The following is a 21273-nucleotide window of genomic DNA, read 5'->3' as shown; positions in this document are numbered from 1 at the left end:
CGGGGACCGCGACGCTTACCCCGGCCCAATGAGGCGATCCAGGATCGGAAGGAGCGGGGAGGCAAGACCAGCAGCAGGCCGGGTGGGGTCGTCAGCGACGAGTGCGTAGACCCGACTGTTTCTGACGACCGCAATCGCTTCGGGGCGATGAATTGCCAGGTGTCGCTGCACGGCAGAGCAGAGTTGTTCTGGTGCGACGGCGGGATCATGGCGGCCGTGAGCGAACGCGAGAAGCGCTGCACCCCGCTCTTCTGAGATCCCGAGCTCGGCAAGCTCCGAGCCGATCACCTCGCGCCCTTCTAGCAGGGTGCGCAGCCGGTTCTCGCGGGGGATCTGGGTTGCCCTGCGCACCCGAATGTCGTCGAGCATGTGAGAAGCTGCAACAGTGGCGGCGGCCCTAATGCGACGGGACTGTTCCTCGGTGAGTGGAGCTTCGCCTGAAGCGTCGATGGCCCAGATCGTGCCAAGGGGGAGTGCGCCGGCCCGAATTGCGCAGGCGATCCGGGGTACTTCGCCATCGAGGCGCGGGTATTTGAGGGGTTCTTCGGAACGAAGTACCGTGCGATATTGGTCGTCGTTGAAGGGTGAGTCGGGTACCCGCCTTGTCAGAATCCCCTGGGTACGAAGGGCATCGATGAGTTGTCCGGGAACCGAAGAGTAGGCAATGATCCTGCGGCCTAGATCCTCGATCGCAACGGACCCGCCAAAGTACTCGGCGAGTTCGTTCGCCAGCGCGAAAAGTGGCTCAATGCCGCGGTTGAGGTGAGTGTCTTCGCTGTGGTGTTGTTCCCCAAGTAAGTGGGCCACGTAGGCATCGAAGAGTCGCCAGCTTAACCGCTCACTCACCTGGATGATAGCCAGTCCACTCGATTCGGAGATCGCGGTATAGCTTGCGGTATCGCTCTCGCGGCACTTCACCGCAAGGCCCGAATATCCCAGCTGCGCGGCACGCTCCGCCAAACTAGACAGGCGGGCGAATGGCATTTCAGTGGTGGAGGGCACGAGTAATAGCGTCTCGGGATCCCCACGCAGATCTTCAAGCGCTTCGAAAAAGTCGGTGCCCCCAATGGCGCGGGTCGTGTCTCCAGACCCCAAGAGGGTGGCGGTGTCTGGCCCGAGAGCCAAGAGAAGTTCACCCAGTGTGATGGTCTCCCTCTGTTCATTTGGAGAAATCGGTGAACTCATAATCAAAATCTATCTGCTATCTACAAGTATCTCGAACTGCAGGGGCATAGGGTTGTGAGTCCACGACCCGAACGGAGTAAAGAATGTCGATCAACGCCCCGGCTCATCAGCCCTCGCCCGAGGGTACAAGGCTCGGAGAACTCTGGAGCATTCTGCCCGAGCAGTCCGGTTGTGATGAGGCGGGAGTATTGACGGTTGGCGGAGTTTCCGTTGCTGAGCTCGCCGAGAAATATGGCACCCCGTTGCATGTGATTGACGAAACGGGTTTGCGTCGCCAGGCGCGCAGCTTCGCGGAGGGGCTCAAAGAGCGCTGGCCAAACTCCGAGGTGCTGTACGCCTCGAAGTCCTTGCCTATCGTTGAGATGTATCGTGTCGCGCAGCAGGAGGGCCTCGCGATTGATGTCGCGGGCGGTGGCGAACTCCGTATGGCGCTCGCGGCCGGCGTGGATCCGAGACTCTTACATTTCCACGGCAACGCGAAGACCGATGCAGAGCTCGCGCACGCACTCGAAGTGGGCATCGGCGTCATTATTGTCGACAACGAGGACGAACTTGATCGGCTTGAACAGCTTTTGACCCGGCCGCAGCGCCTGCTGCTCCGGGTCATCCCGGGCGTTGACGCGGTGACGCACGCCTCCCAGGCGACCGGCGGGGATCGGTCAAAGTTTGGCTTGCCGATGGATCAGGCCCTGCGTGCTATCGACCGTATGCAGGCTCACCCCCTCATGGATTTCGAGGGCGTACATCTTCACATCGGATCCCAGATCCTTGGCACCTCGCAGTTCGCGGAGGCCGTCGAGAAGCTTGCAACCGCCGGACGCTTCAAGACCTACGATGTGGGCGGCGGCCTCGGCGTCAAATACACCTACGACGACGATGCCCCGACCGTCGAGGCGTATCTCGACGCCATCGTTGCTGCGGCGAAGGAGCACCTGCCGGCCGATGCGAAGCTGATGATTGAGCCGGGCCGCTCGGTCGTTGCGCGTGCGGGAATCACCCTGTACCGGGTGGTGTCGGTGAAACACACCGGAGACGTGTTTGTTGCTGTTGACGGGGGGATGGCAGACATGCTCGACGTCGCGCTTACCGACCAGCGCTTTGAGGCAGTGCTCGCGAACCGCCTGGCTGAGCCGTGGGAAGAGACCGTTCAGCTTGTGGGGCGGCAGTGCGAATCTGGCGATCTGCTTGTCGACGGTGCGCCGATGCCTGCGGCCCGGCCGGGTGACCTCGTTGCCATTGCCACCACCGGAGCCTATTCTTACACGCTCGCTAACAACTACAACGGTGCGCTGAAGCCCGCGATCGTATTCGTTGCTGACGGCGAAGCGCGCCTGGTGGTGCGCCGCGAGAGCTACGAGGATCTGCTCGCATTGCATGCGCCGGCTATTGGCTGAGACCTTGGGCTGTGTTCACGACAAGCCATTCATTTGGTGCGAAGTCATCGGCGTACGCTATCTTCCGCGCGCAGAGACTATGGTTTCTCTTCAGATATGACCGTCGCTGGTTACGAGTCCGTCAAACCGGTGAACCTGGATCCGACGCCGTAGGTGAACGATCGCTCTGTGCCAGCAGCGGGCGCCGGGAAATCAAGAATTTCATGCGCATCACAGATGAGCGACGTGAATTCGGGCCACCATTTTTTGGGACGCTCATGTTCGGTGTAGTCGCAGAGCGCACACGTGAGCGTCGTCCACACCGCCCGCTTGCCGGTGCGGTTCGCGCGGGACTGCGTCAGCCACGGCGGCGGGTTTCTGTCGAGCTCATCGAGATCCGCCTGGCTGATCTGCGCGGGAATGCCGTGCTTGCGGGCCATTTCGAGCGTGATGTCGAGGCGAAGCGCGGCGTCAAAGCGTGAGGGCATTCCTCCAGGGTACGCGGGTTCCCGAGTTGAAGGCGTTGCCCGATCCCGAATCGCATCCGCAGTAGAATCGGAGGCATGACCAGCGCGCGCGAACAGCTCATCGAACTTATCAAGTCGGATGCCGTCTTCCACGGCGACTTCACGCTCACAAGTGGCAAGAAGGCGAGCTACTACGTCGACATGCGTAAGCTCAGCCTCGATCACCGTGCGGCACCGCTGATCGGTCAGGTGATGCTCGACCTCATCGAAGACATTGACGGCGTGGTCGCCGTGGGCGGGCTGACGATGGGCGCGGATCCGATCGCGTCCGCGATCCTGCACCAGGGCATTGCGCGAGGCAAGACGTATGACGCGTTTGTGGTGCGCAAGGAGCCGAAGGATCACGGTCGCGGACGCCAGGTTGAGGGCCCGGATCTGAACGGGAAGCGCGTGATCGTCGTGGAAGACACGTCGACCACCGGCGGATCGCCCCTCAAGGCGATCGAGGCGCTGAAGAAGGTTGGTGCTGAGATCGCGGGCGTGGCTGTGGTGGTGGATCGCCAGGCCCCCGCGAAGGCGCGCATTGAGGGCGAAGGCTACGAGTACCGCTTCGCGATTGGTCTCGAAGACCTCGGGCTCGAACCGCAGTAGGGAAACCCGCCCCAGGGTTCGGGTGTCACGAATGTGTACCAAACGGCGTTGAAGTACATATTCGTGACACCCGAAGTCGATGCTGGGGAATTAACGCACCGAAAGCGAGGACAATGAAGTCATGAGCTCCGATCCACAACCCCGCGGCGCCATCTCCACCTCGCACCACCTCGCAACCGAGGCTGGAGCGGCCGCGCTAGAGGCTGGCGGCAACGCGATCGACGCGGCGCTCGCGGCAGCGGCGACGCTCTGCGTGGTGTATCCGAACAACGTCGCACTCGGCGGGGATCTCGTCGCGCTCGTGCGCAGTCCCGACGGGCAGATCCGGTTTCTCAACGCCACGGGGACTGCGCCCTCAGGCCAGTCGCTCGCCGCGCTGCGAGACCAATACGGCGACAAGCTTCCGTTGCGCGGCATCGACACGGTGACGGTGCCCGGCGGCGTTCGCGGTTGGGAAGCTCTCCATGAGTACGGTGCGACCCGTTCGTGGTCGGCGCACCTCGAAACCGCGACCCGACTCGCCGCTGATGGGTTCCCTAACTCTCGTTCGGTTGCCGTCGCGCTTGTCGAGGATCGTGCCTCTCTCGAGCAGGATCCCGGAGCCCGTGAGGTGTTTTACCCCGGCGGGTCCCCGATCGGAGAAGGGGAGCAGCTTCGTCAACCCGCGCTCGCCGCGTCGCTGCGGAGTCTCGCGGTCGGTGGTGCTGATGAGTTCTACGAGGGACAGCTTGCACACGACTGGATCGCCGGTTTGGCGGAGCGCGGATCCCGAATCACCGCCGTAGACACGGCAGCGTATCGCGTGGTCTGGGCGGATCCTCTCGAGGGGTCTTTTGGGGGGTTGCGCGTGCTCACGGGCCCTCCCAACACTTCCGGGTTCATGCTGTTGCGCGCGCTCAATGCCGTGGCCGGGGGCATCGAGGATCCTCTGGGGCAGGAGCCGGGAAGCTTGCGGCAGCATTTCACGCGGCAAATTCCGTGCGCGCTGCGGAGCTCGCGGATCCCGCATTCGGCGGCCTTTCGGGCGAGGAGCTCGTGCATATGGAGGCTCCCGACCGTTGGATCCACGGTGACCCGAAAGCGAGCGGCGACACCGTCGGCCTCAGCGCGATCAGCGCGGACGGATGGGCAGTGTCGCTCATCAACTCGGTGTACTGGGGATTCGGATCGCGCATCCTTGAACCACGAACGGGCATCATCTTTCAGAATCGCGGCACATCGTTCTCGCTCGATCCCGAATCACCGAACGCCTTCGCGCCGGGTAAGCGGCCGCGCCATACGCTGATGCCTGTGCTGATTCTGGAGGGCGATGAGGTCGCCTGGGTGCCTGCCACGATGGGCGGATCCGCGCAGCCGCAGATTCACGCTCAGTTGTTGTTGCGATCGCTGGCCGGTGAGAGTCCGCACGAGGCCACGCATGCACCGCGTTGGATCGTGAATGAGGCGGTTGGGGACGGGGCTGTTACCGTGACCGCAGAGTCTGATGTGCCGCGGAATGTGAAAGAGTCGCTCGAGGCGGCGGGTTTCGTGGTTGAGGTTGTGCCGCCATACACTGAGGATCTGGGCCACTCCAACCTGATTCGCGCCACCAGTTCCGGCTATTCGGCGTCGAGCGACCCCCGCTCGGACGGGTCGGCCGTCGTTGTAGACAAAACGTAATTCGCCAGCACGTCCCCGAGCCTTGCCCCTACCAGAGAATCGCTTCACACACTATGAAAACCCAACGCCCCCGCTTCCTGCCCCTGCTCCTCCTCGGTGTTGCCGCGGGCGTACTATCCGGACTGTTCGGAGTGGGCGGCGGAACGATTATTGTGCCTGGGCTGGTGCTGTGGCTCGGGATGCAGCAGAAGCTTGCCGCGGGAACTTCGGTGGCGGCGATTCTGCCGACTGCTACTGTCGGCGCGATCAGCTATGCGGTGCAGGGACACGTTGACTGGGTTGCTGCAGCCTGTCTCGCGGTCGGGATCGTGGTGGGGGCGCAGCTGGGCAGCTATCTGCTGGCGCGCGTCTCGAAGGCGGCTCTGCAGTGGGGGTTCATGGGGTTTCTGCTGGTGGTGATCGTGAGTCTGTGGGTCGTGGTGCCGCAGCGTGGCGATGAGATCGCGATGAGTCCTCTGGTCGCGGTATTGCTGGTGCTGACCGGACTGGTTACCGGTGTTATCTCTGGGCTGATCGGCGTGGGCGGCGGGATCGTGGTCGTGCCGGTGTTGATGTTCTTTTTTGGTGCGAATGATCTGGCCGCGAAGGGCAGCTCGCTGGTCATGATGATTCCCGGGTCGATTTCGGGCACGCTCGGCAACATCCGTCGCAGTAATGTCGATCTGCGGTCAGCCGCGATCATCGGCATCAGCGCGAGCGTGTGTGTTCCTTTTAGCTCGGTGCTTGCGGCCCTGATCGACCCGTTCGTGAGCAATGTGTTGTTCTCGCTCTACCTCGCTTTTGTGCTGACGCAGATGTTGTGGCGAGCGCTGAAGAGTCGCCGCGGCTAGTTCACGGGCATGTGCCGCTCGGCTCACCGTGGCATGAGTCTCCCTCCGCGTTTGCGAGCGGTAACGACCGTGTCGGTATGGATGTGCAGGGTTTTCTGCGACCACATCGAGTGTGACAAAAGCGCGTAGAGATGGGCTTGCGAAGTGGCCGCGATGTTCACGAACAGCTGATATTCACCGGTGATCGCAGACGCATGACGGACCTCTGGGCGGCGCTGCAGATGGTGTCCGAGCTCCTCGAGGTGTTCGGGTGGCGCTTTCACCCACAGTACGGCTTCCTCGGCGAAACCGAGCAGCGCCGGTTCTACAAGGGTGCAGATTGAGAGCTGTCCGGATTTCAGGAGCCACCGGATTCTGCGAATCACCGATGTTGTGCTCATTCGGGTGCGCCGTGCGAGTTCTTCGGTTCCGATCCGGCCGTCTTTTCGCAACGCTTCAATAAGAGGGCCATCAGCCGGGCTGGGATACTCGCTATGAACAGCGTCGTTGCGATGCGCTTCCGCGGGGTTCGTGAGGGCAAGCTCTTCTGCGGGCGTGAGTGCTCCACAACGCCAGTCTCGAAGCCGCTTGAACGGCTTCAATACGGAGTAAGCCGTGAATCGGTTGAGCCCGGGGGTTGCGGGCAGTTGGACCGTGAGCAAGTCATCGAGGTCGTTGGAGTGACTGACCTCGGCGAGAACCGAGCTGGTTCCCGAGGTTGCGTAGACGAAGGCGGCATCGCCGCGACGTGCGAGAGCCTCCCCCACAAGTCGGCTTGTGCCTAAGCCGCTCTCACATGCCACGAGCAGTTGTTGTGCGGGCGTGGGCACTGCGGTCACAATGACGTGGCCGGATTTCAGCAGTCCGCTGCCGTGCCTGGTGACAGTTCTCTCGGGCTCGCCCAAGACCTCCGCGATCCTCCTCCAACTTGCGCGACCATCAACTTGGAGTGCTCCAATGATACGACGTTGGAGCGTGTTCAGTTCCGTTGCCGACACTGGATTTCCCTTCCCCGGCACGGAGATGAATGTACGGTGCGCTTGAGTCTAGTGTGGCCCACTGACATTCTCCGAAAAAGAAGAGGCGGCGCACACACCCTGCTCCGCCTACGCATGCTCCCTTCTGCGACGGGAACACGCAAGGAACATCATCGGACGGCGTTTGCGAAAACGGAAGGGTCCTGGGCACAAGCCGCTCATTTTGGGCGGTTTCGCCGTGTATTTGGCGAAATCGCCACGACCCTTGTCTGCGTCGAAATCTTGCTTGAAGATCGCAGTGAACACAATTCACAACGATGGGTCACTGCAAAGGAGCAGGAATTGATTCTCTCGCCGCTCACGCTCACTGATCCCAAATCGTCTGACATTTGGGAGATTGCGAACACGCCACTCTTGTGGGCCTGTGCGCTGGGAGTCTTCGCCGTCATCATCCTTCAAACCGTCTTGTACGTACGTGCGGCACGCGGGGCAGCACCGGGTATTGAGATGCCGATGAGTGAAGTGAGAAGCTCGTTTCGGGCCGGTGCGGTGGCTTCGATTGGCCCGTCACTTGCGGTAGTGATCGTCGCCATTTCGCTGCTTGCGCTGTTTGGAACGCCGGCCGTTTTGCTGCGCATCGGTCTTGTCGGCTCGGCCGGCGCAGAGACGGCCTCGGCAGGCATCGCGTCCACGACGATGGGAGCGGAACTGGGCGGATCCGGGTACACCCAACAGGTCTTTGCTGTGGCGTTCACTGCGATGAGCCTCTCAGGCGCGATGTGGATGCTCAGTGCGTTGATCCTGATTCCGATCCTGAAACGTGGCAAGAAGACGCTCGCTACGAGAAACCCCGCAATCATGGCGCTGCTTCCGACTGCTGCGCTACTAGGGGCGTTCTCGATGCTCACCATCGCTGAGCTTCCGAAGTCAGCCGTACATGTGGTCGCCGTGGTGATCTCGGCGGGAGTGATGGGTATCTGTCTCTTCATTGCCAAGAGATTTGATCTTCGGTGGCTCAGGGAGTGGTCGTTGGGTATCGCGATTCTGGTCACCCTCACATCCGTATATTTCATTCACACCGGTTCGTGATCAAGAAGAGGAGCGTAGTTGTGGAACATACAACAGCGGCGGCTCAGGCCGACGTTTCAATGTCATTGTTCGAGAAGCGCACGAGCACGTACGGTGCTTGGACGCTGTCTGCGGGCCTCGTGCTTTCTTTGCTCGGGCCGATTTCGCTCCTCTTTTTTGCGGGTCTCGATATTACGCCCGTAATGGTGGGCGTCGCGTTTGCTGCGGTCGCGGCGACGTTTGGGACGTTATGGGTCGTTGAACCACTGACATACTTTCCGATCTTGGGACCCGCGGCGATGTACCAGGCAAACATGATCGGCAATGTCTCAAACAAGCTCCTTCCCGCAGTCATCGTCGCGCAGTCAAGCATTGGTGCCAAACCGGGAAGTCGCCGCGGGGATATATCCGCAGTCATGGCGATCAGTGGGGCAGCGATGGTGCACCTCGCAAGCCTCTTGATATTCGTAGGAGTGCTCGGTACGTGGCTGGTGGGGCTGCTCCCCGTCGGTCTCATTGAGGTTGCACGGCTTTATGTTTTGCCGTCATTGATCGGAGCGGTAGTGGTGCAGGCCATTGTTTCGATGAAACAACCCCGTACGACCGTCGTCGCAGTATCGATTGCGCTGATCATTCAGTTCGGAGTGATCCCGTTGTTCCCGCAGCTCGCCTTCTACGCGACGGCGCTCGCGGTTCTCTCCACGATTGTCATCTCGTGGGCGGTCCGTGGCCGAAAAGTGGTGCAGACCGCCGCGAGCGACCCGGGACCCGAAACCGAAGTGGTGGATCGCCCAGACCGGCCAGATCATGCCGAAGAGAAAGGATCATAATGCTCAACACCCGTCTTTCCGAAACGGAACAGGAAATGCTTCACACCACCTATCGTCATCTCCACCGGCACCCCGAGCTCTCCATGCAGGAACATCGGACGGCCGGATTTATTGAGGCGCGGCTTACAGAACTTGGAATCGAACACTTTCGCTGTGGCGGCACTGGCGTCGTCGGAATTCAGCGCAATGGAGAAACGCCGGTAGTGGGATTTCGGGCCGATACGGATGGGCTTCCGATACAGGAGGATACGGGTGCAGAGTACGCCTCAGAAGAGACGGGCCTGCTCCCAGACGGCACCCGAGTGCCCGTCATGCACGGCTGCGGGCACGATGTACACGTCTCGGTTGCCCTGGCGGCAGTGGGATTGCTCGCATCCCAGACTGACCAGTGGAGTGGCACAATCGTTTGGGTGTTTCAGCCCGGGGAAGAGACCGGACAGGGTGCCATCGCGATGGTAGAAGATGGGCTCTGGGACGCAGCTCCTCACCCGGACGTGATGCTCGGGCAGCATGTAGGGCCATTGATGCCAGCAGGAAGCGCGGGGCTCGTTTCTGGATCCGCGATGGCGGCTTCCGACTCCTTGAAGATCACAGTGATGGGGAAGCAGAGTCACGGCTCGCAGCCGCAAAATGCGGTTGACCCCATCGTACAGGCGGCGCACATGGTGACTCGACTCCAGACGATCGTTTCGCGGGAGCTTGACCCCCAAACACCTGCAGTTGTCACCTGCGGTACTTTCCACGCCGGACTCAAAGACAACATCATTCCAGATCGCGCGGAGTTCACGCTGAATATTCGTACGATGACCGAGGATACCCGTGTCGAGGTGATCGAGGCCGTCGCGCGCATTGTCGAGGCGGAGGCGGTGGCTTCGGGCGCGGAGCCACCTCGAATTGAGGAGTTGCACAGCTTACCCAGGCTCCATAACGACCCAGTTCAGACGGAAGTCGTAACTGTGGTCCTGAAGCAGGAACTCGGCCAGGATGCCGTCGTAGAGATTCTTCCGCTCATGGGATCGGAAGATTTCGGCCGCCTGGGGGATTCCATCGGCGTTCCTGGGGTGTACTGGTTTATCGGAGGTTTCGATGAGTCTCGAATGCCAGCGCCGACCAATCATTCTCCGCATTTTCTCCCGGATATTGAGCCCACGCTTACGACCGGTGTGCGCGCGGCGGTGTCAACGCTAGGCCACTATCTGAAGGCTGGGTGATGTCGGGGATGCGCCGAGTGTGCTCCGTCGGCGCATCCCCACTTCGCTACAGCAACTCCGCGACGGATCCCAGCACCTCGTCTGGCCTGAACGGGAAGCGCTCGATCTCAGTCTGATCCGCGATGCCGGTCATGACGAGCACGGTGTGCAGCCCCGCCTCCATGCCGGCGATGATGTCAGTATCCATACGGTCGCCGATCATTCCGGTGTTGTGCGAGTGCGCGCCAATCTTGTTGAGCGCCGAGCGGAACATCATGGGGTTGGGTTTTCCCACCACGTAGGGTTTCTTGCCGGTGGCGTTCGTAATGAGTGCGTTAATTGATCCGGTGGCGGGAAGCGGCCCCTCCGGGCTCGGGCCGGTAGCGTCGGGGTTGGTGGAGATGAATCTCGCGCCGCCAATAATGAGCCGGATCGCCTTCGTGATGGCATCGAAGGAGTAGTGCCGGGTTTCTCCGACCACCACGAAGTCCGGATCCGTCTCGGTCATCACATAGCCGGCATCGTGCAGCGCCGTCAGGATCCCAGCCTCGCCCAGCACGAAGGCGCTGCCACCCGGTTTCTGCTGTTTCAGGAAAGCCGCGGTGGCGAGCGCGCTCGTCCAGATCCGATCCTCTGGCACCTCGATACCCGAAGCTCCGAGACGCGCACTCAGATCCCGGGCCGTGAAGATCGAGTTGTTCGTGAGTACGAGATAGGGCGTCTCCTGTTCGCGCCAGTGTTGGAGTAGTTCAGCGGCACCCGGGATCGCCCGATTCTCGTGGACGAGCACGCCATCCATGTCGGTGAGCCAGCACTCGATTTCAGCGCGGCGTTCCTTCGCTTCCTTCGTTTCCATGCTCCCAGCGTATCCCCGCAGAATGAACGGAAGGTTGCGGACGGCTCACACTTGTCAGTGGTCCCTGGCAGACTGGATGTATGCACCAAAGAGCCGCTCAGCCCGCCCGCGAGGCGGACCTCATTGATATCGACGCGCTGCTTGCGGCCTACACAGACGTAGTTCCGGATCCCGCGGTCCCCGCGCAGCGGGTTGTCTTTGGCACCTCCGGGCACAGGGGGAGTGCCCTGAACGCCTCGTTCAATGAGGCGCACATTGCGGCGATCAGCATTGCGATCGCTGAGTATCGTGCAACGCAGGGGATCGCGGGTCCGCTGTTCATCGGTTCCGACACGCACGCACTTTCGGCTCCGGCAGAGCGCACTGCCCGTGAGGTTCTGCGGGCCCATGGCGTGAATGTGCTCGCGCCCGCCGGCACCGGAGACGAGGCCTTCGTCCCCACACCAGCCCTGAGCCACGCGATCCTCAGCCATAACCGGAATCGGTCCTCGGACGATCCGCATCGCGCTGACGGCATCATTGTGACCCCGAGCCATAATCCGCCAAGCGACGGTGGTTTCAAGTACAACCCCCGCACGGTGGTCCTGCCGATTCTGATGCGACGAACTGGATCGCCGCGCGCGCGAATGCGATCCTCGAAAGCGGCGCGGATGTGCTCGCGGTCCCCGTGGGGGTGAGTCCCGGAGAAGAAGGCCGGTATGACTTCCTGGGCGGCTACGTCGAAGGGCTCGAAAGCGTCATCAATATGCGGGCGATCCGCGACGCCGGAGTCCGCTTTGCGGCGCATCCGCTGGGCGGGGCGAGCGTCGCATACTGGGCGGCGATTCGGGATCGCTATGACCTCGACCTCACCGTGCTTGGCGCGGGCGTCGACCCGCAGTGGGGGTTCATGCACCTCGATTGGGACGGCAAGATCCGCATGGATCCGTCGTCTGCGCATGTAATGGGCACGCTCGATTCTTATCGCGACAGCTATGGGCTCATCACTGGGAACGACGCTGACGCTGATCGTCACGGCATCGTGACCGCGGACGGCCTCATGAATCCGAACCACTACCTCGCAGTAGCGATCGATTACCTGCTCTCTCACCGGCCTGATTGGCCACTCCACGCGAGCATCGGAAAGACGCTCGTGTCTTCGGCGATCATCGACCGTGTGGTGTCGGCGCACGGGCGTGAGCTGCTTGAGGTGCCTGTCGGTTTCAAATGGTTCGTGCCTGGGCTGTCGGACGGCAGCGTCGTGTTTGGCGGGGAAGAGAGCGCGGGCGCCTCTTTTCAGCGCTTTGACGGTTCTGCGTGGAGCACCGATAAAGACGGGATCCTGCTCGCACTGCTCGCTGCCGAGATCCAGGCCGTCACCGGGAAGTCTCCCTCGGAACGTTACCGAGAGCTCGCCGCGGAGCACGGTGAGCCGCACTATGCGCGGATCGATGCGGCAGCCACCCCTGAGCAGAAGGCAAGGCTCGGGGCGCTGCGTCCGGAAGATGTGACCGATACGGAGCTCGCAGGAGATCCGGTGATCGCGATTTTCACCCGGGCATCGGGAAACGACGCCCCCGTCGGCGGTCTCAAAGTGCAAACCGAACACGCGTGGTTCGCGGCGAGACCGTCGGGAACCGAAGACGTCATGAAGATCTATGCCGAGTCGTTCAAGGGCGCGGCCCATCTCGCCGAGGTGCAGGCCGCGGCCGAGAAACTGGTGCAGCGTGTGCTCGCCTCGTCTGTGAGTTGAGCGAAGCGGTAGCCTTAATCCATGCCTGAATCGCGCACCACGACCCGCCGCTACTCGTACCTTGGGCCGGCGGGCACGTTTACCGAGGCTGCGCTGAAGCAGGTCCCGGAGGCCGTGGGACAGGAATGGAACCCGGTCGCAAACCTTGGCGAGGCATTGAGCGATGTGATCTCTGGGTTTAGTGATGCTGCGATGATCGCCATTGAGAATTCGATCGACGGGGGGTCACGGTCGCTCAAGACGCGCTCGCCACGATCCCGGGCCTGCAGATCGTCGGCGAATATTTGGTTCCGGTGAGTTTTGTACTTGTCGCGCGGCCAGGAACCAGGCTTGAAGACATCGCTGTGGTTTCGGGACACCCGGTCGCCTACGGTCAGTGCCGGGCCTGGCTCGACGATCAGGTTCCCCGGCATCGTCACCTGCCTGCAACCTCAAACGTGCAGGCCGCCGCCGATCTCTTCGACGCGGAGAAGGGGATCGACGCAGCGATTGCTCCTCCCGGTATCGAAGCCCACTACGACCTTGAGGTGCTGGCCGAGGGGATCGCGGACAACCCTGACGCGGTCACCCGCTTTGTGCTCGTGAGCCGCAAGGTGCCGGTGGGGGAGCCGACGGGCGCCGACAAGACCTCTCTTGTTGTTGAGCTTCCAGAAGATCGCCCTGGTGCACTGCTTGAACTGCTTGAGCAATTCGCAACCCGCGGCGTCAACCTGACGCTGCTGGCTTCGCGCCCTATCGGGGACCGCCTGGGTCGCTACCGCTTCGTGATCGACGCTGAGGGACATATCACCGAGGAACGCGTGGCCGACGCCTTGCTCGGCGTAAAGCGGTTCAGTCCAGGGGTGGTATTTCTCGGCTCCTACCCGCGCGCAGATCGGGTCGCGGCGACTACCAAGGCCGTGCACGACGACGACACGTTCAGAGACGCACGCGACTGGCTGCGCGGAGTCATCGCGGGCGTTCCCGACTCCCACGCCTAACGCTCAACCCGCGGGCGAGTGCAAAAGATCGGGGTGTCATTCAGTGGTTGAATGACACCCCGATCGGTGTGTTTCCGGCGTAGTGCCGGCGATCGGCTAGCCGCGTGTCTGAGCCGTATAGGCGAGGGACCTGGCTCAGACACGCGCTAGCCGACTGCTAGGCGACCTCCTCTGCGTGCTTGCGTCGACGTGCGGCACCAAGAATGATGCCAGCGCCAAGCAGGAGGATTCCAACAGAGATGGGCAGGACAAGGTCTGCGCCGGTTACCGCGAGGCCCGGTGCCGGAACCGTCTCTGCAGCGACGGCGATGACCTCAAACTCGGCCTTCACCGATCCGCTGGTCGCCCCGGTCAGGGTGACAGAGTGCATACCGATTTCCATGTCGGCGGGAATCGCGAAGCTGAACACGACGTTGCCGTCTGCGTCAGCGATCTGATCCCCGAGCGACACGGGAGTCGAGCGGAGCACCCCGCTCACCTTCTCGCCCGGCAGGAAGCCGTAGCCGTAAGCAACCTGCTTCGAGCCTGCTTCGAGCTGGGCAGATTCGAGCACGATGGCAAGCTCGCCAATGGTTCGTTCAGCCTTGTCTGAGACGTTTCCTGCGCCGTCGGTTGCGTCTACCGTGATCGAGGATCCCGGCTTCTGCGGCGTTTCGAACTCGATGGTGTAGCGGCAGTCGTCTCCAACAACCGCGCTGCCGATGATCTTGCCATCGCCATCACGGACCACCACGGTTGAACCTGCTTCCGCGCAACCCGTCACCTTGTTGCCGTCGACCGTGTCGATCTTCGGCGCATCAGGTGCATGGGTCTTCACCTTCACAGGTGCCTTTGCGAAGTTGCCGGCCGGCGTTGTCACAACGGCCTCCACCTTGTCCTCCTCGGTGAGAGGGGTCGTCGGTGTGAAGGTGAAACGACCGTTTTCATCGATCACGATCGTGCCGGGGACGGTCTTACCGTTCGCGTCAACAAACACCAGGGTGTTTCCTTCTGCGATAGTGCCACCGGTGACGGTCTTGCCGTTCGACAGGTCAATGACCGGTGTATCGGGAAGTGTCTGATCGATCGTGACGGTGGTCTCCTCAGAGGTGTTTCCTGAGGGGTCGGTTGCCGTGATCTTCAGCTCGTCGTCCTGACCGGGCTTCGGGTTCGGGACACATTCGAACTTGCCGTCAGGTCCGGCAACAGCTTCACACAGGACGTTGTCATCCTTGTCTTTGACTGTGACCTTCGAATCGGGCTCGGCTTCGCCGGTGACCTTGGAACCGTTCGACGGGTCGACCACGGGTGCTTCGGGAGCGATCGTATCGATCGTGACCGTGGTCGGATCTGATTCGTTCGATTCCTTGTCGGTTGCGGTGACCTTGATGGTGTCGCCGTTGCCCGGGGCGGGGTTCGGGACACACTCGAAGGTGCCGTCTTCGGCGTCCGCGGTTGCGCGGCACAGCTCGGTTCCGTCGTTGTCTTTCACAATGACGGTTGAGCCGGGCTGGGCGGAACCGGTGACCTTGGATCCGTTGGACGGGTCAACCTGGGGCGCGTTGGGCGCTTTCTGGTTGATCGTGACGGTGGTCTCCTCAGAGGTGTTTCCTGAGGGGTCGGTTGCCGTGATCTTCAGCTCGTCGTCCTGACCGGGCTTCGGGTTCGGGACACACTCGAAGGTGCCATCGGTGGGATCTGCGGTCGTCTTGCACAGGACGTTGTCATCCTTGTCCTTGACGACGACCGTCGAGCCGGGCTCGGCTTCGCCGGTGACCTTGGAACCGTTCGACGGGTCAACCACGGGTGCGTCAGGAGCGATCGTATCGATCGTGACCGTGGTCGGATCTGATTCGTTCGATTCCTTGTCGGTTGCGGTGACCTTGATGGTGTCGCCGTTGCCCGGGGCGGGGTTCGGGACACACTCGAAGGTGCCGTCTTCGGCGTCCGCGGTTGCGCGGCACAGCTCGGTTCCGTCGTTGTCTTTCACAATGACGGTTGAGCCGGGCTGGGCGGAACCGGTGACCTTGGATCCGTTGGACGGGTCAACCTGGGGCGCGTTGGGCGCTTTCTGGTTGATCGTGACGGTGGTCTCCTCAGAGGTGTTTCCTGAGGGGTCGGTTGCCGTGATCTTCAGCTCGTCGTCCTGACCGGGCTTCGGGTTCGGGACACATTCGAACTTGCCGTCAGGTCCGGCAACAGCTTCACACAGGACGTTGTCATCCTTGTCTTTGACTGTGACCTTCGAATCGGGCTCGGCTTCGCCGGTGACCTTGGAACCGTTCGACGGGTCGACCACGGGTGCTTCGGGAGCGATCGTATCGATCGTGACCGTGGTCGGATCTGATTCGTTCGATTCCTTGTCGGTTGCGGTGACCTTGATGGTGTCGCCGTTGCCCGGGGCGGGGTTCGGGACACACTCGAAGGTGCCGTCTTCGGCGTCCGCGGTTGCGCGGCACAGCTCGGTTCCGTCGTTGTCTTTCACAATGACGGTTGAGCCGGGCTGGGCGGAACCGGTGACCTTGGATCCGTTGGACGGGTCAACCTGGGGCGCGTTGGGCGCTTTCTGGTTGATCGTGACGGTGGTCTCCTCAGAGGTGTTTCCTGAGGGGTCGGTTGCCGTGATCTTCAGCTCGTCGTCCTGACCGGGCTTCGGGTTCGGGACACACTCGAAGGTGCCATCGGTGGGATCTGCGGTCGTCTTGCACAGGACGTTGTCATCCTTGTCCTTGACGACGACCGTCGAGCCGGGCTCGGCTTCGCCGGTGACCTTGGAACCGTTCGACGGGTCAACCACGGGTGCGTCAGGAGCGATCGTATCGATCGTGACCGTGGTCTCGTCCGAAGTGTTGCCTGACGGGTCGGTCGCGGTGACCTTGATCGTGTCGCCGTTGCCCGGGGTGGGGTTCGGGACACACTCGAAGGTGCCATCCTCCGGATCCGCGGTTGCGCGGCAGAGCTCGGTTCCGTTGCCGTCTTTCACGACGACGGTTGAGCCGGGCTCGGCTTCGCCGGTGACCTTGGAACCGTTCGACGGGTCGACCACGGGTGCTTCGGGAGCGATCGTATCGATCGTGACCGTGGTCGGATCTGATTCGTTCGATTCCTTGTCGGTTGCGGTGACCTTGATGGTGTCGCCGTTGCCCGGGGCGGGGTTCGGGACACACTCGAAGGTGCCGTCTTCGGCGTCCGCGGTTGCGCGGCACAGCTCGGTTCCGTCGTTGTCTTTCACAATGACGGTTGAGCCGGGCTGGGCGGAACCGGTGACCTTGGATCCGTTGGACGGGTCAACCTGGGGCGCGTTGGGCGCTTTCTGGTTGATCGTGACGGTGGTCTCCTCAGAGGTGTTTCCTGAGGGGTCGGTTGCCGTGATCTTCAGCTCGTCGTCCTGACCGGGCTTCGGGTTCGGGACACACTCGAAGGTGCCATCGGTGGGATCTGCGGTCGTCTTGCACAGGACGTTGTCATCCTTGTCCTTGACGACGACCGTCGAGCCGGGCTCGGCTTCGCCGGTGACCTTGGAACCGTTCGACGGGTCAACCACGGGTGCGTCAGGAGCGATCGTATCGATCGTGACCGTGGTCTCGTCCGAGGTATTGCCTGACGGGTCGGTCGCGGTGACCTTGATCGTGTCGCCGTTGCCCGGGGTGGGGTTCGGGACACACTCGAAGGTGCCATCCTCCGGATCCGCGGTTGCGCGGCAGAGCTCGGTTCCGTTGCCGTCTTTCACGACGACGGTTGAGCCGGGCTCGGCTTCGCCGGTGACCTTGGAACCGTTCGACGGGTCAACCACGGGTGCGTCAGGAGCAATCGCGTCGACCTTCACCAACGTCGGCTCCGAAATGAAGCCGTTGCCGTCCACCGAGGTGACCTTCAGCGTATCCCCGTCGGCTGCCGGGGTCGTCAACGTCACATTGAACTTGCCGTTGGTGCCGACCGTGCCAGAGCCGATGAGGGTGCCCGAGTTGTCACGGACCTCAATCGTCTCCCCGGGGATCCCGGAGCCGACCACTGTTGACGCGTTCGCGTAGTCGACCGTCGGTGACGATACCGTCACAAACTCGACCTCGTCGGTTGCGTCCGCATCAACATTGTTGAGCTTGAACCCGACTGTCGCGGTTCCTTCCTCGTCCGAGGACACCTGGAAGGTGAACGTGCCATCCGGGTTCTGCGTGACAGAACCAGCAACTCCGAGGTTGGTCTTTCCGGTCACGGTGGTGCCAACGGGAACGTTGGTGATCGTGTTGCCCTTGGCGTCCTTCAACGTCACGGTGGCAGTCGCGGACGAAACGCCGTTGGCCTGTACCCGCACGGGGCTCACCACGATCGCGGAGGTGCCCTTCGTTGGCGCGCCAGCGACAAACTGTGCGGACGCGTTCCCGTCAACCGGTTTCAGCGATACGAGCTCTGTGCCGTACAGCACCTTCAACTCGAACGTGTCTGCGACCGTCGAACTGATCGTTGCGGTGTAGATGCCCGGAGTCAGCTCGGTGAATTCGCCGATCTCGCCGTCGCCGATGGCGTCTTGGATCACGGTTGCAGCACTGAGATCTGCCGCGGCGTCGCGAACGGCGTTGCCGTTTGCGTCCTGCAGTCTCACGGTGATGGTGTGCGTTTCAACCCCGTCGGCGAGCTTCGGGCCCGTAGACACGCTGAAGTTCACCGCGTTCGGGTTTGAAACCGCTGCCTCGTCGGCGACGAAGCTTGCGGTTGCCGACTTGTTTTCGGCAACCTCGACGCTGCCGCCACCAATCGTGACAGAAACCGTCTTTACGCCCGCCTGAGTCGAAGCGATTGTGAACTGGTACTTACCGTTCCCGAGATCCTCAAAGTCGGAGAACGATACTCCGGGGGCAGGATCCGCCGTCGGCAAGAATGCACCAGCGGTGAGACCGAGAACGCCGTTTCCACCCGCGTCAGCGACGGAAATCGACAGCGTGTGTGTCTCGCTTCCGGCGACAGCATCACCGGTGGAAACCTCAAAGCTCGTCGCACCATTCGTGACTGCAGGCCCACCGTGCGTGAACGCCGCGATGTCGTTGCCGCGAGCCACAACCGTCTGACCACCCAGCGTCACCGAAACCTGCTTGTCGCCGGTCTTGGTTGAGGTGATCGTCGCAGTGTACTTGCCCGCAGTTGCTGCATCGGCTTCAACTTCGCTCACGGTGACACCCGCAGAGGGCATCGCAACCGCGATCAGTGTTGCCAGCTCATCGGCGGTCAGCGTGACGGGGTTGCCGTACTCGTCGTTCAGCAGGATCGTGGCAGTGTGCGAGCCGTCGTCCGTTGACTGGGGTCCGGTGGTCACCGAGAATCCCGTACCGAGATCGGTGAGGTCAACCTCAGCGGCCTCAAACTTGGCCACGGTGTTTCCACCGCGCGCATTCACCGGTCCCACGCCATTGAGCGCGACGGAGATCGTCATGTCGCCGGCAATGGTCGAAGAGATTGTCGCAGTGTAGGTGCCTGGATCGTCGGTATCTTCGACAAAGGAACCAAATCCGCCGTCACCCAGACTCTTGTCTGACGTGGGGGTCAGCTGAGCATTGCGGATGGGGTTGCCGTCTGCGTCCGCGAGCTGGACGGTCACGGTGTGCGTGCCCGAACCCACTTTCTTAGTGCCCGTGGAAACACTGAACTTCGAGTTCGTGTTCGTTAGATCAGTTGCGCCAGGACCGAACTCGGCGTAGGTGTTTCCATCTACGACGAGAGGAACATCGATCGAGCCGTCAAGCTTGACCGTGACGGTCTTCGTGCCAGACACCGTTGAGGTGACCTTCGCCGCATAAACACCCGGGTTCAGAGTCGCGTTCACGGGGCTAAAGCCCGAGATGGTGCCCTGACCGCGATCAGGCATGAACGCCTCGAGGCGATCTTCCGCTCCCACAATGGGGTTGTTGTATACGTCAAGAAGTGACACGGTAACGGTGTGCTCTGAACGCACCGGCACAGTACCAGTCGACACGGAATAACCGGCAGCATCAGACGTGAAGACAGGAGGACCAGCGTTAAACTGCACTGTCGCTGGCGCAGCACCAGCTGCGCCGTTCAACGTGAAATTCACGGTCGCGAGTCCGGCCGTGGTTGAGGTCAGTGTTGCCGTATACGTTCCGTCAAGGTTGTCAGTAACACCCGAGAGCGTACCGAGGTTCGTGTTCATCGTAACGGTAGCGCCGCCAACCCCAGCGGGTGTGCCGTCTGCCTTCTTCGCGGTCACGGTGATGGTTGAGGTGGTCGCGTCTTTCAACTCGACGGTGGCAGGGTTCGCCGCGATGCTCGACGTGCTGCCGACACCTTGATCGGCGACCGTCACGGTGGTAGCGCCGCCGCACGAGTCATCATCCGTGCAGGGATTCCGGTCAATCGACCCGGTGACCAGGTTCGTGATCGTGGTCGAGTAGCTTCCGGCAGCGGCCGCGCTGGCGGCAATGTTGATCGTCGCCGTCGTGCCAGCCGCAATAGCGGGAACGGTCCACGTGCCGGTAGCCGCATTGTAGGTGCCATCTCCGGAGGGCGTCCCGACTACGGTCATGCCCGCCGGCAGCTTGTAGGTCATGACGTTGTTCGAGGCGTTGTCAGGTCCCTGATTTGTCATTTTCAACGTGTAGGTGGTTTGTCCACCGACACCTACCTGGGCAGGGGAAACGGTTGCTTCCGGCACCAAGTGGGCAAACTCAATGGTGTCAACCATCGCGGTCAGGAAGGAGTGTGTTACGGAACTACTAGCCGGAATTTCTTGACCCCAGAAGACACCCATTGACTGGCCGCCGGATCCTGTGCCACAGGTGCCCTTGGTTGTGTCGGTTACCCAACAGGCATTTGCGTTGTCTGTGCCGACGATGGGTTTGGTTACCAGATTGCGGATAGGGAGATAATTGCCCGCGACGAAGGACACCTCGTTATCGAGTGGAATAAACGAGGTCTCAAAGCCCGTGCCGTAGCACTTCACGAGGCGGCCGGGTTCGATCGTGGACCAAATGCTTCCACCAGGGGATTGGCACTGGCCATAGGAGCCCCACTGCATGTTCTTGGGGGTGAGGCCGTTGTTGGTGATCGTCAGGTCCGTGCGGAAGTACGGCTGGCCGAGCACCACTGTTTGTTTGGCGGTGAGAGTTAGGTTTGAGTACGCGCCTGTAAAGGGGCGGGAGCTCTGAACAAAGTATGGGTCCTTGCCAGTGCCGGTACCACCGTAGCTCTGACCGATGCTGCTTGTCGCGTCCAGGCCCGCCCCGGGAACTGGCACGGAGAGGCCAGTATCGAGGTCTACGACGGTCGTCTTAAATTCACGGTTTCCGCCATTTGCGGCCCAGGCGACGCCCTTCGCGAACTGCGAATTCATTTCGTAGTGGCTGTAGAGCGAGACTAGCCTCACTGGATTGGGGGCATCGATGGTGATGAAGTTCTGCTTCACAGAGGTCACTGCCTCCGCATTTGGAGCTGATGCCTGCGAGAGGCCAGTGAACGCGACTACTGCGGTCGCAAGCATGGCGAGGGGGCGTAGCAAGTTTTGACTGCTC

The 21273-nt window shown here is 61.7% G+C and carries 12 protein-coding genes and 4 pseudogenes; 10 read left to right on the top strand and 6 right to left on the bottom strand.

The features are described 5' to 3' along the window. Positions 1 to 15 precede the first annotated feature (15 nt). Positions 16 to 1185, bottom strand: a complete 1170-nt coding sequence (locus G7067_RS01320; protein WP_244301175.1) for a PucR family transcriptional regulator — start codon at positions 1183 to 1185, stop codon at positions 16 to 18. 83 nt (positions 1186 to 1268) lie between these two features. Between G7067_RS01320 and lysA the strand changes: the two genes are divergently transcribed. Next, positions 1269 to 2579, top strand: coding sequence for a diaminopimelate decarboxylase (gene lysA, locus G7067_RS01315; protein ID WP_166321401.1), 1311 nt, complete (start codon positions 1269 to 1271; stop codon positions 2577 to 2579). Positions 2580 to 2689: 110 nt separating this feature from the next. Here the strand turns inward: lysA and G7067_RS01310 are convergent, their stop codons facing one another. Further along, entirely contained in the window at positions 2690 to 3046 is a 357-nt protein-coding gene (locus G7067_RS01310; protein ID WP_166321400.1) for a hypothetical protein, read from the bottom strand. A 75-nt stretch (positions 3047 to 3121) separates the two neighbouring features. On the opposite strand from G7067_RS01310, the gene pyrE reads away from it, so the two are divergent. The 4 genes and pseudogenes from pyrE to G7067_RS01295 all read left to right on the top strand — a co-directional run bounded on the left by pyrE (position 3122) and on the right by G7067_RS01295 (position 6165). After that, positions 3122 to 3676 (top strand): orotate phosphoribosyltransferase, encoded by a 555-nt coding sequence (pyrE, locus tag G7067_RS01305; RefSeq protein WP_166321399.1) that lies wholly within the window; start codon positions 3122 to 3124, stop codon positions 3674 to 3676. Between the two features lie 121 nt (positions 3677 to 3797). Continuing rightward, positions 3798 to 4526: pseudogene (locus G7067_RS13940) on the top strand (gamma-glutamyltransferase); the annotation flags it as partial. Between the two features lie 128 nt (positions 4527 to 4654). Further along, a complete protein-coding gene (locus tag G7067_RS13935; RefSeq protein WP_244301174.1) occupies positions 4655 to 5335 on the top strand; it encodes a gamma-glutamyltransferase in 681 nt (226 codons plus the stop codon). A 53-nt stretch (positions 5336 to 5388) separates the two neighbouring features. After that, the gene (locus G7067_RS01295; RefSeq protein WP_166321398.1) at positions 5389 to 6165 is read left to right on the top strand and encodes a sulfite exporter TauE/SafE family protein; all 777 of its coding nucleotides are present in this window, start codon (positions 5389 to 5391) and stop codon (positions 6163 to 6165) included. A gap of 23 nt (positions 6166 to 6188) precedes the next feature. Here the strand turns inward: G7067_RS01295 and G7067_RS01290 are convergent, their stop codons facing one another. Together G7067_RS01290 and G7067_RS15080 are read right to left on the bottom strand one after the other, a co-directional pair. Beyond that, positions 6189 to 7049 (bottom strand): Lrp/AsnC family transcriptional regulator, encoded by an 861-nt coding sequence (locus G7067_RS01290; protein WP_244301173.1) that lies wholly within the window; start codon positions 7047 to 7049, stop codon positions 6189 to 6191. 12 nt (positions 7050 to 7061) lie between these two features. Beyond that, positions 7062 to 7142: pseudogene (locus G7067_RS15080) on the bottom strand (hypothetical protein); the annotation flags it as partial. 321 nt (positions 7143 to 7463) lie between these two features. Between G7067_RS15080 and G7067_RS01285 the strand changes: the two are divergent. Genes G7067_RS01285 through G7067_RS01275 form a run of 3 tightly spaced genes read left to right on the top strand, consistent with a single transcriptional unit; the run spans position 7464 to position 10230 of the window. After that, positions 7464 to 8210 (top strand): DUF5058 family protein, encoded by a 747-nt coding sequence (locus G7067_RS01285; protein WP_244301172.1) that lies wholly within the window; start codon positions 7464 to 7466, stop codon positions 8208 to 8210. 20 nt (positions 8211 to 8230) lie between these two features. Then, positions 8231 to 9019, top strand: coding sequence for a hypothetical protein (locus G7067_RS01280; protein ID WP_341872849.1), 789 nt, complete (start codon positions 8231 to 8233; stop codon positions 9017 to 9019). Then, entirely contained in the window at positions 9019 to 10230 is a 1212-nt protein-coding gene (locus tag G7067_RS01275; protein WP_166321395.1) for an amidohydrolase, read from the top strand. Before G7067_RS01280 ends, G7067_RS01275 begins: the two co-directional genes overlap by 1 nt. A 46-nt stretch (positions 10231 to 10276) precedes the next feature. Here G7067_RS01275 and G7067_RS01270 read toward each other — a convergent pair whose 3' ends face one another. Further along, positions 10277 to 11065: an HAD-IIA family hydrolase gene (locus G7067_RS01270; protein ID WP_166321394.1), complete on the bottom strand. Its 789-nt coding sequence runs from the start codon at positions 11063 to 11065 to the stop codon at positions 10277 to 10279. A gap of 80 nt (positions 11066 to 11145) precedes the next feature. On the opposite strand from G7067_RS01270, the pseudogene G7067_RS01265 reads away from it, so the two are divergent. After that, a pseudogene (locus G7067_RS01265) lies at positions 11146 to 12797 on the top strand (phosphoglucomutase, alpha-D-glucose phosphate-specific). Between the two features lie 21 nt (positions 12798 to 12818). Then, a pseudogene (pheA, locus tag G7067_RS01260) lies at positions 12819 to 13777 on the top strand (prephenate dehydratase). Positions 13778 to 13934: 157 nt separating this feature from the next. Here pheA and G7067_RS01255 read toward each other — a convergent pair. Then, positions 13935 to 21260, bottom strand: coding sequence for an Ig-like domain-containing protein (locus G7067_RS01255; RefSeq protein WP_166321393.1), 7326 nt, complete (start codon positions 21258 to 21260; stop codon positions 13935 to 13937). Between the last annotated feature and the right edge of the window lie 13 nt (positions 21261 to 21273).

The sequence above is a fragment of the Leucobacter insecticola genome, assembly GCF_011382965.1.
In the GTDB taxonomy this organism is placed as follows: Bacteria; Actinomycetota; Actinomycetes; order Actinomycetales; family Microbacteriaceae; genus Leucobacter; species Leucobacter insecticola.
This window is presented reverse-complemented; position numbering and strand designations above follow the sequence as displayed.

Excerpts from the sequence above, each read along its gene's own strand:
- G7067_RS01275 (WP_166321395.1), top strand. The coding sequence starts at position 9,019 with ATGCTCAACACCCGTCTTTCCGAAACGGAACAGGAAATGCTTCACACC.
- pyrE (WP_166321399.1), top strand. The coding sequence starts at position 3,122 with ATGACCAGCGCGCGCGAACAGCTCATCGAACTTATCAAGTCGGATGCC.
- G7067_RS01295 (WP_166321398.1), top strand. The coding sequence starts at position 5,389 with ATGAAAACCCAACGCCCCCGCTTCCTGCCCCTGCTCCTCCTCGGTGTT.
- G7067_RS01320 (WP_244301175.1), bottom strand. The coding sequence starts at position 1,185 with ATGAGTTCACCGATTTCTCCAAATGAACAGAGGGAGACCATCACACTG.
- G7067_RS01310 (WP_166321400.1), bottom strand. The coding sequence starts at position 3,046 with ATGCCCTCACGCTTTGACGCCGCGCTTCGCCTCGACATCACGCTCGAA.
- lysA (WP_166321401.1), top strand. The coding sequence starts at position 1,269 with ATGTCGATCAACGCCCCGGCTCATCAGCCCTCGCCCGAGGGTACAAGG.
- G7067_RS01270 (WP_166321394.1), bottom strand. The coding sequence starts at position 11,065 with ATGGAAACGAAGGAAGCGAAGGAACGCCGCGCTGAAATCGAGTGCTGG.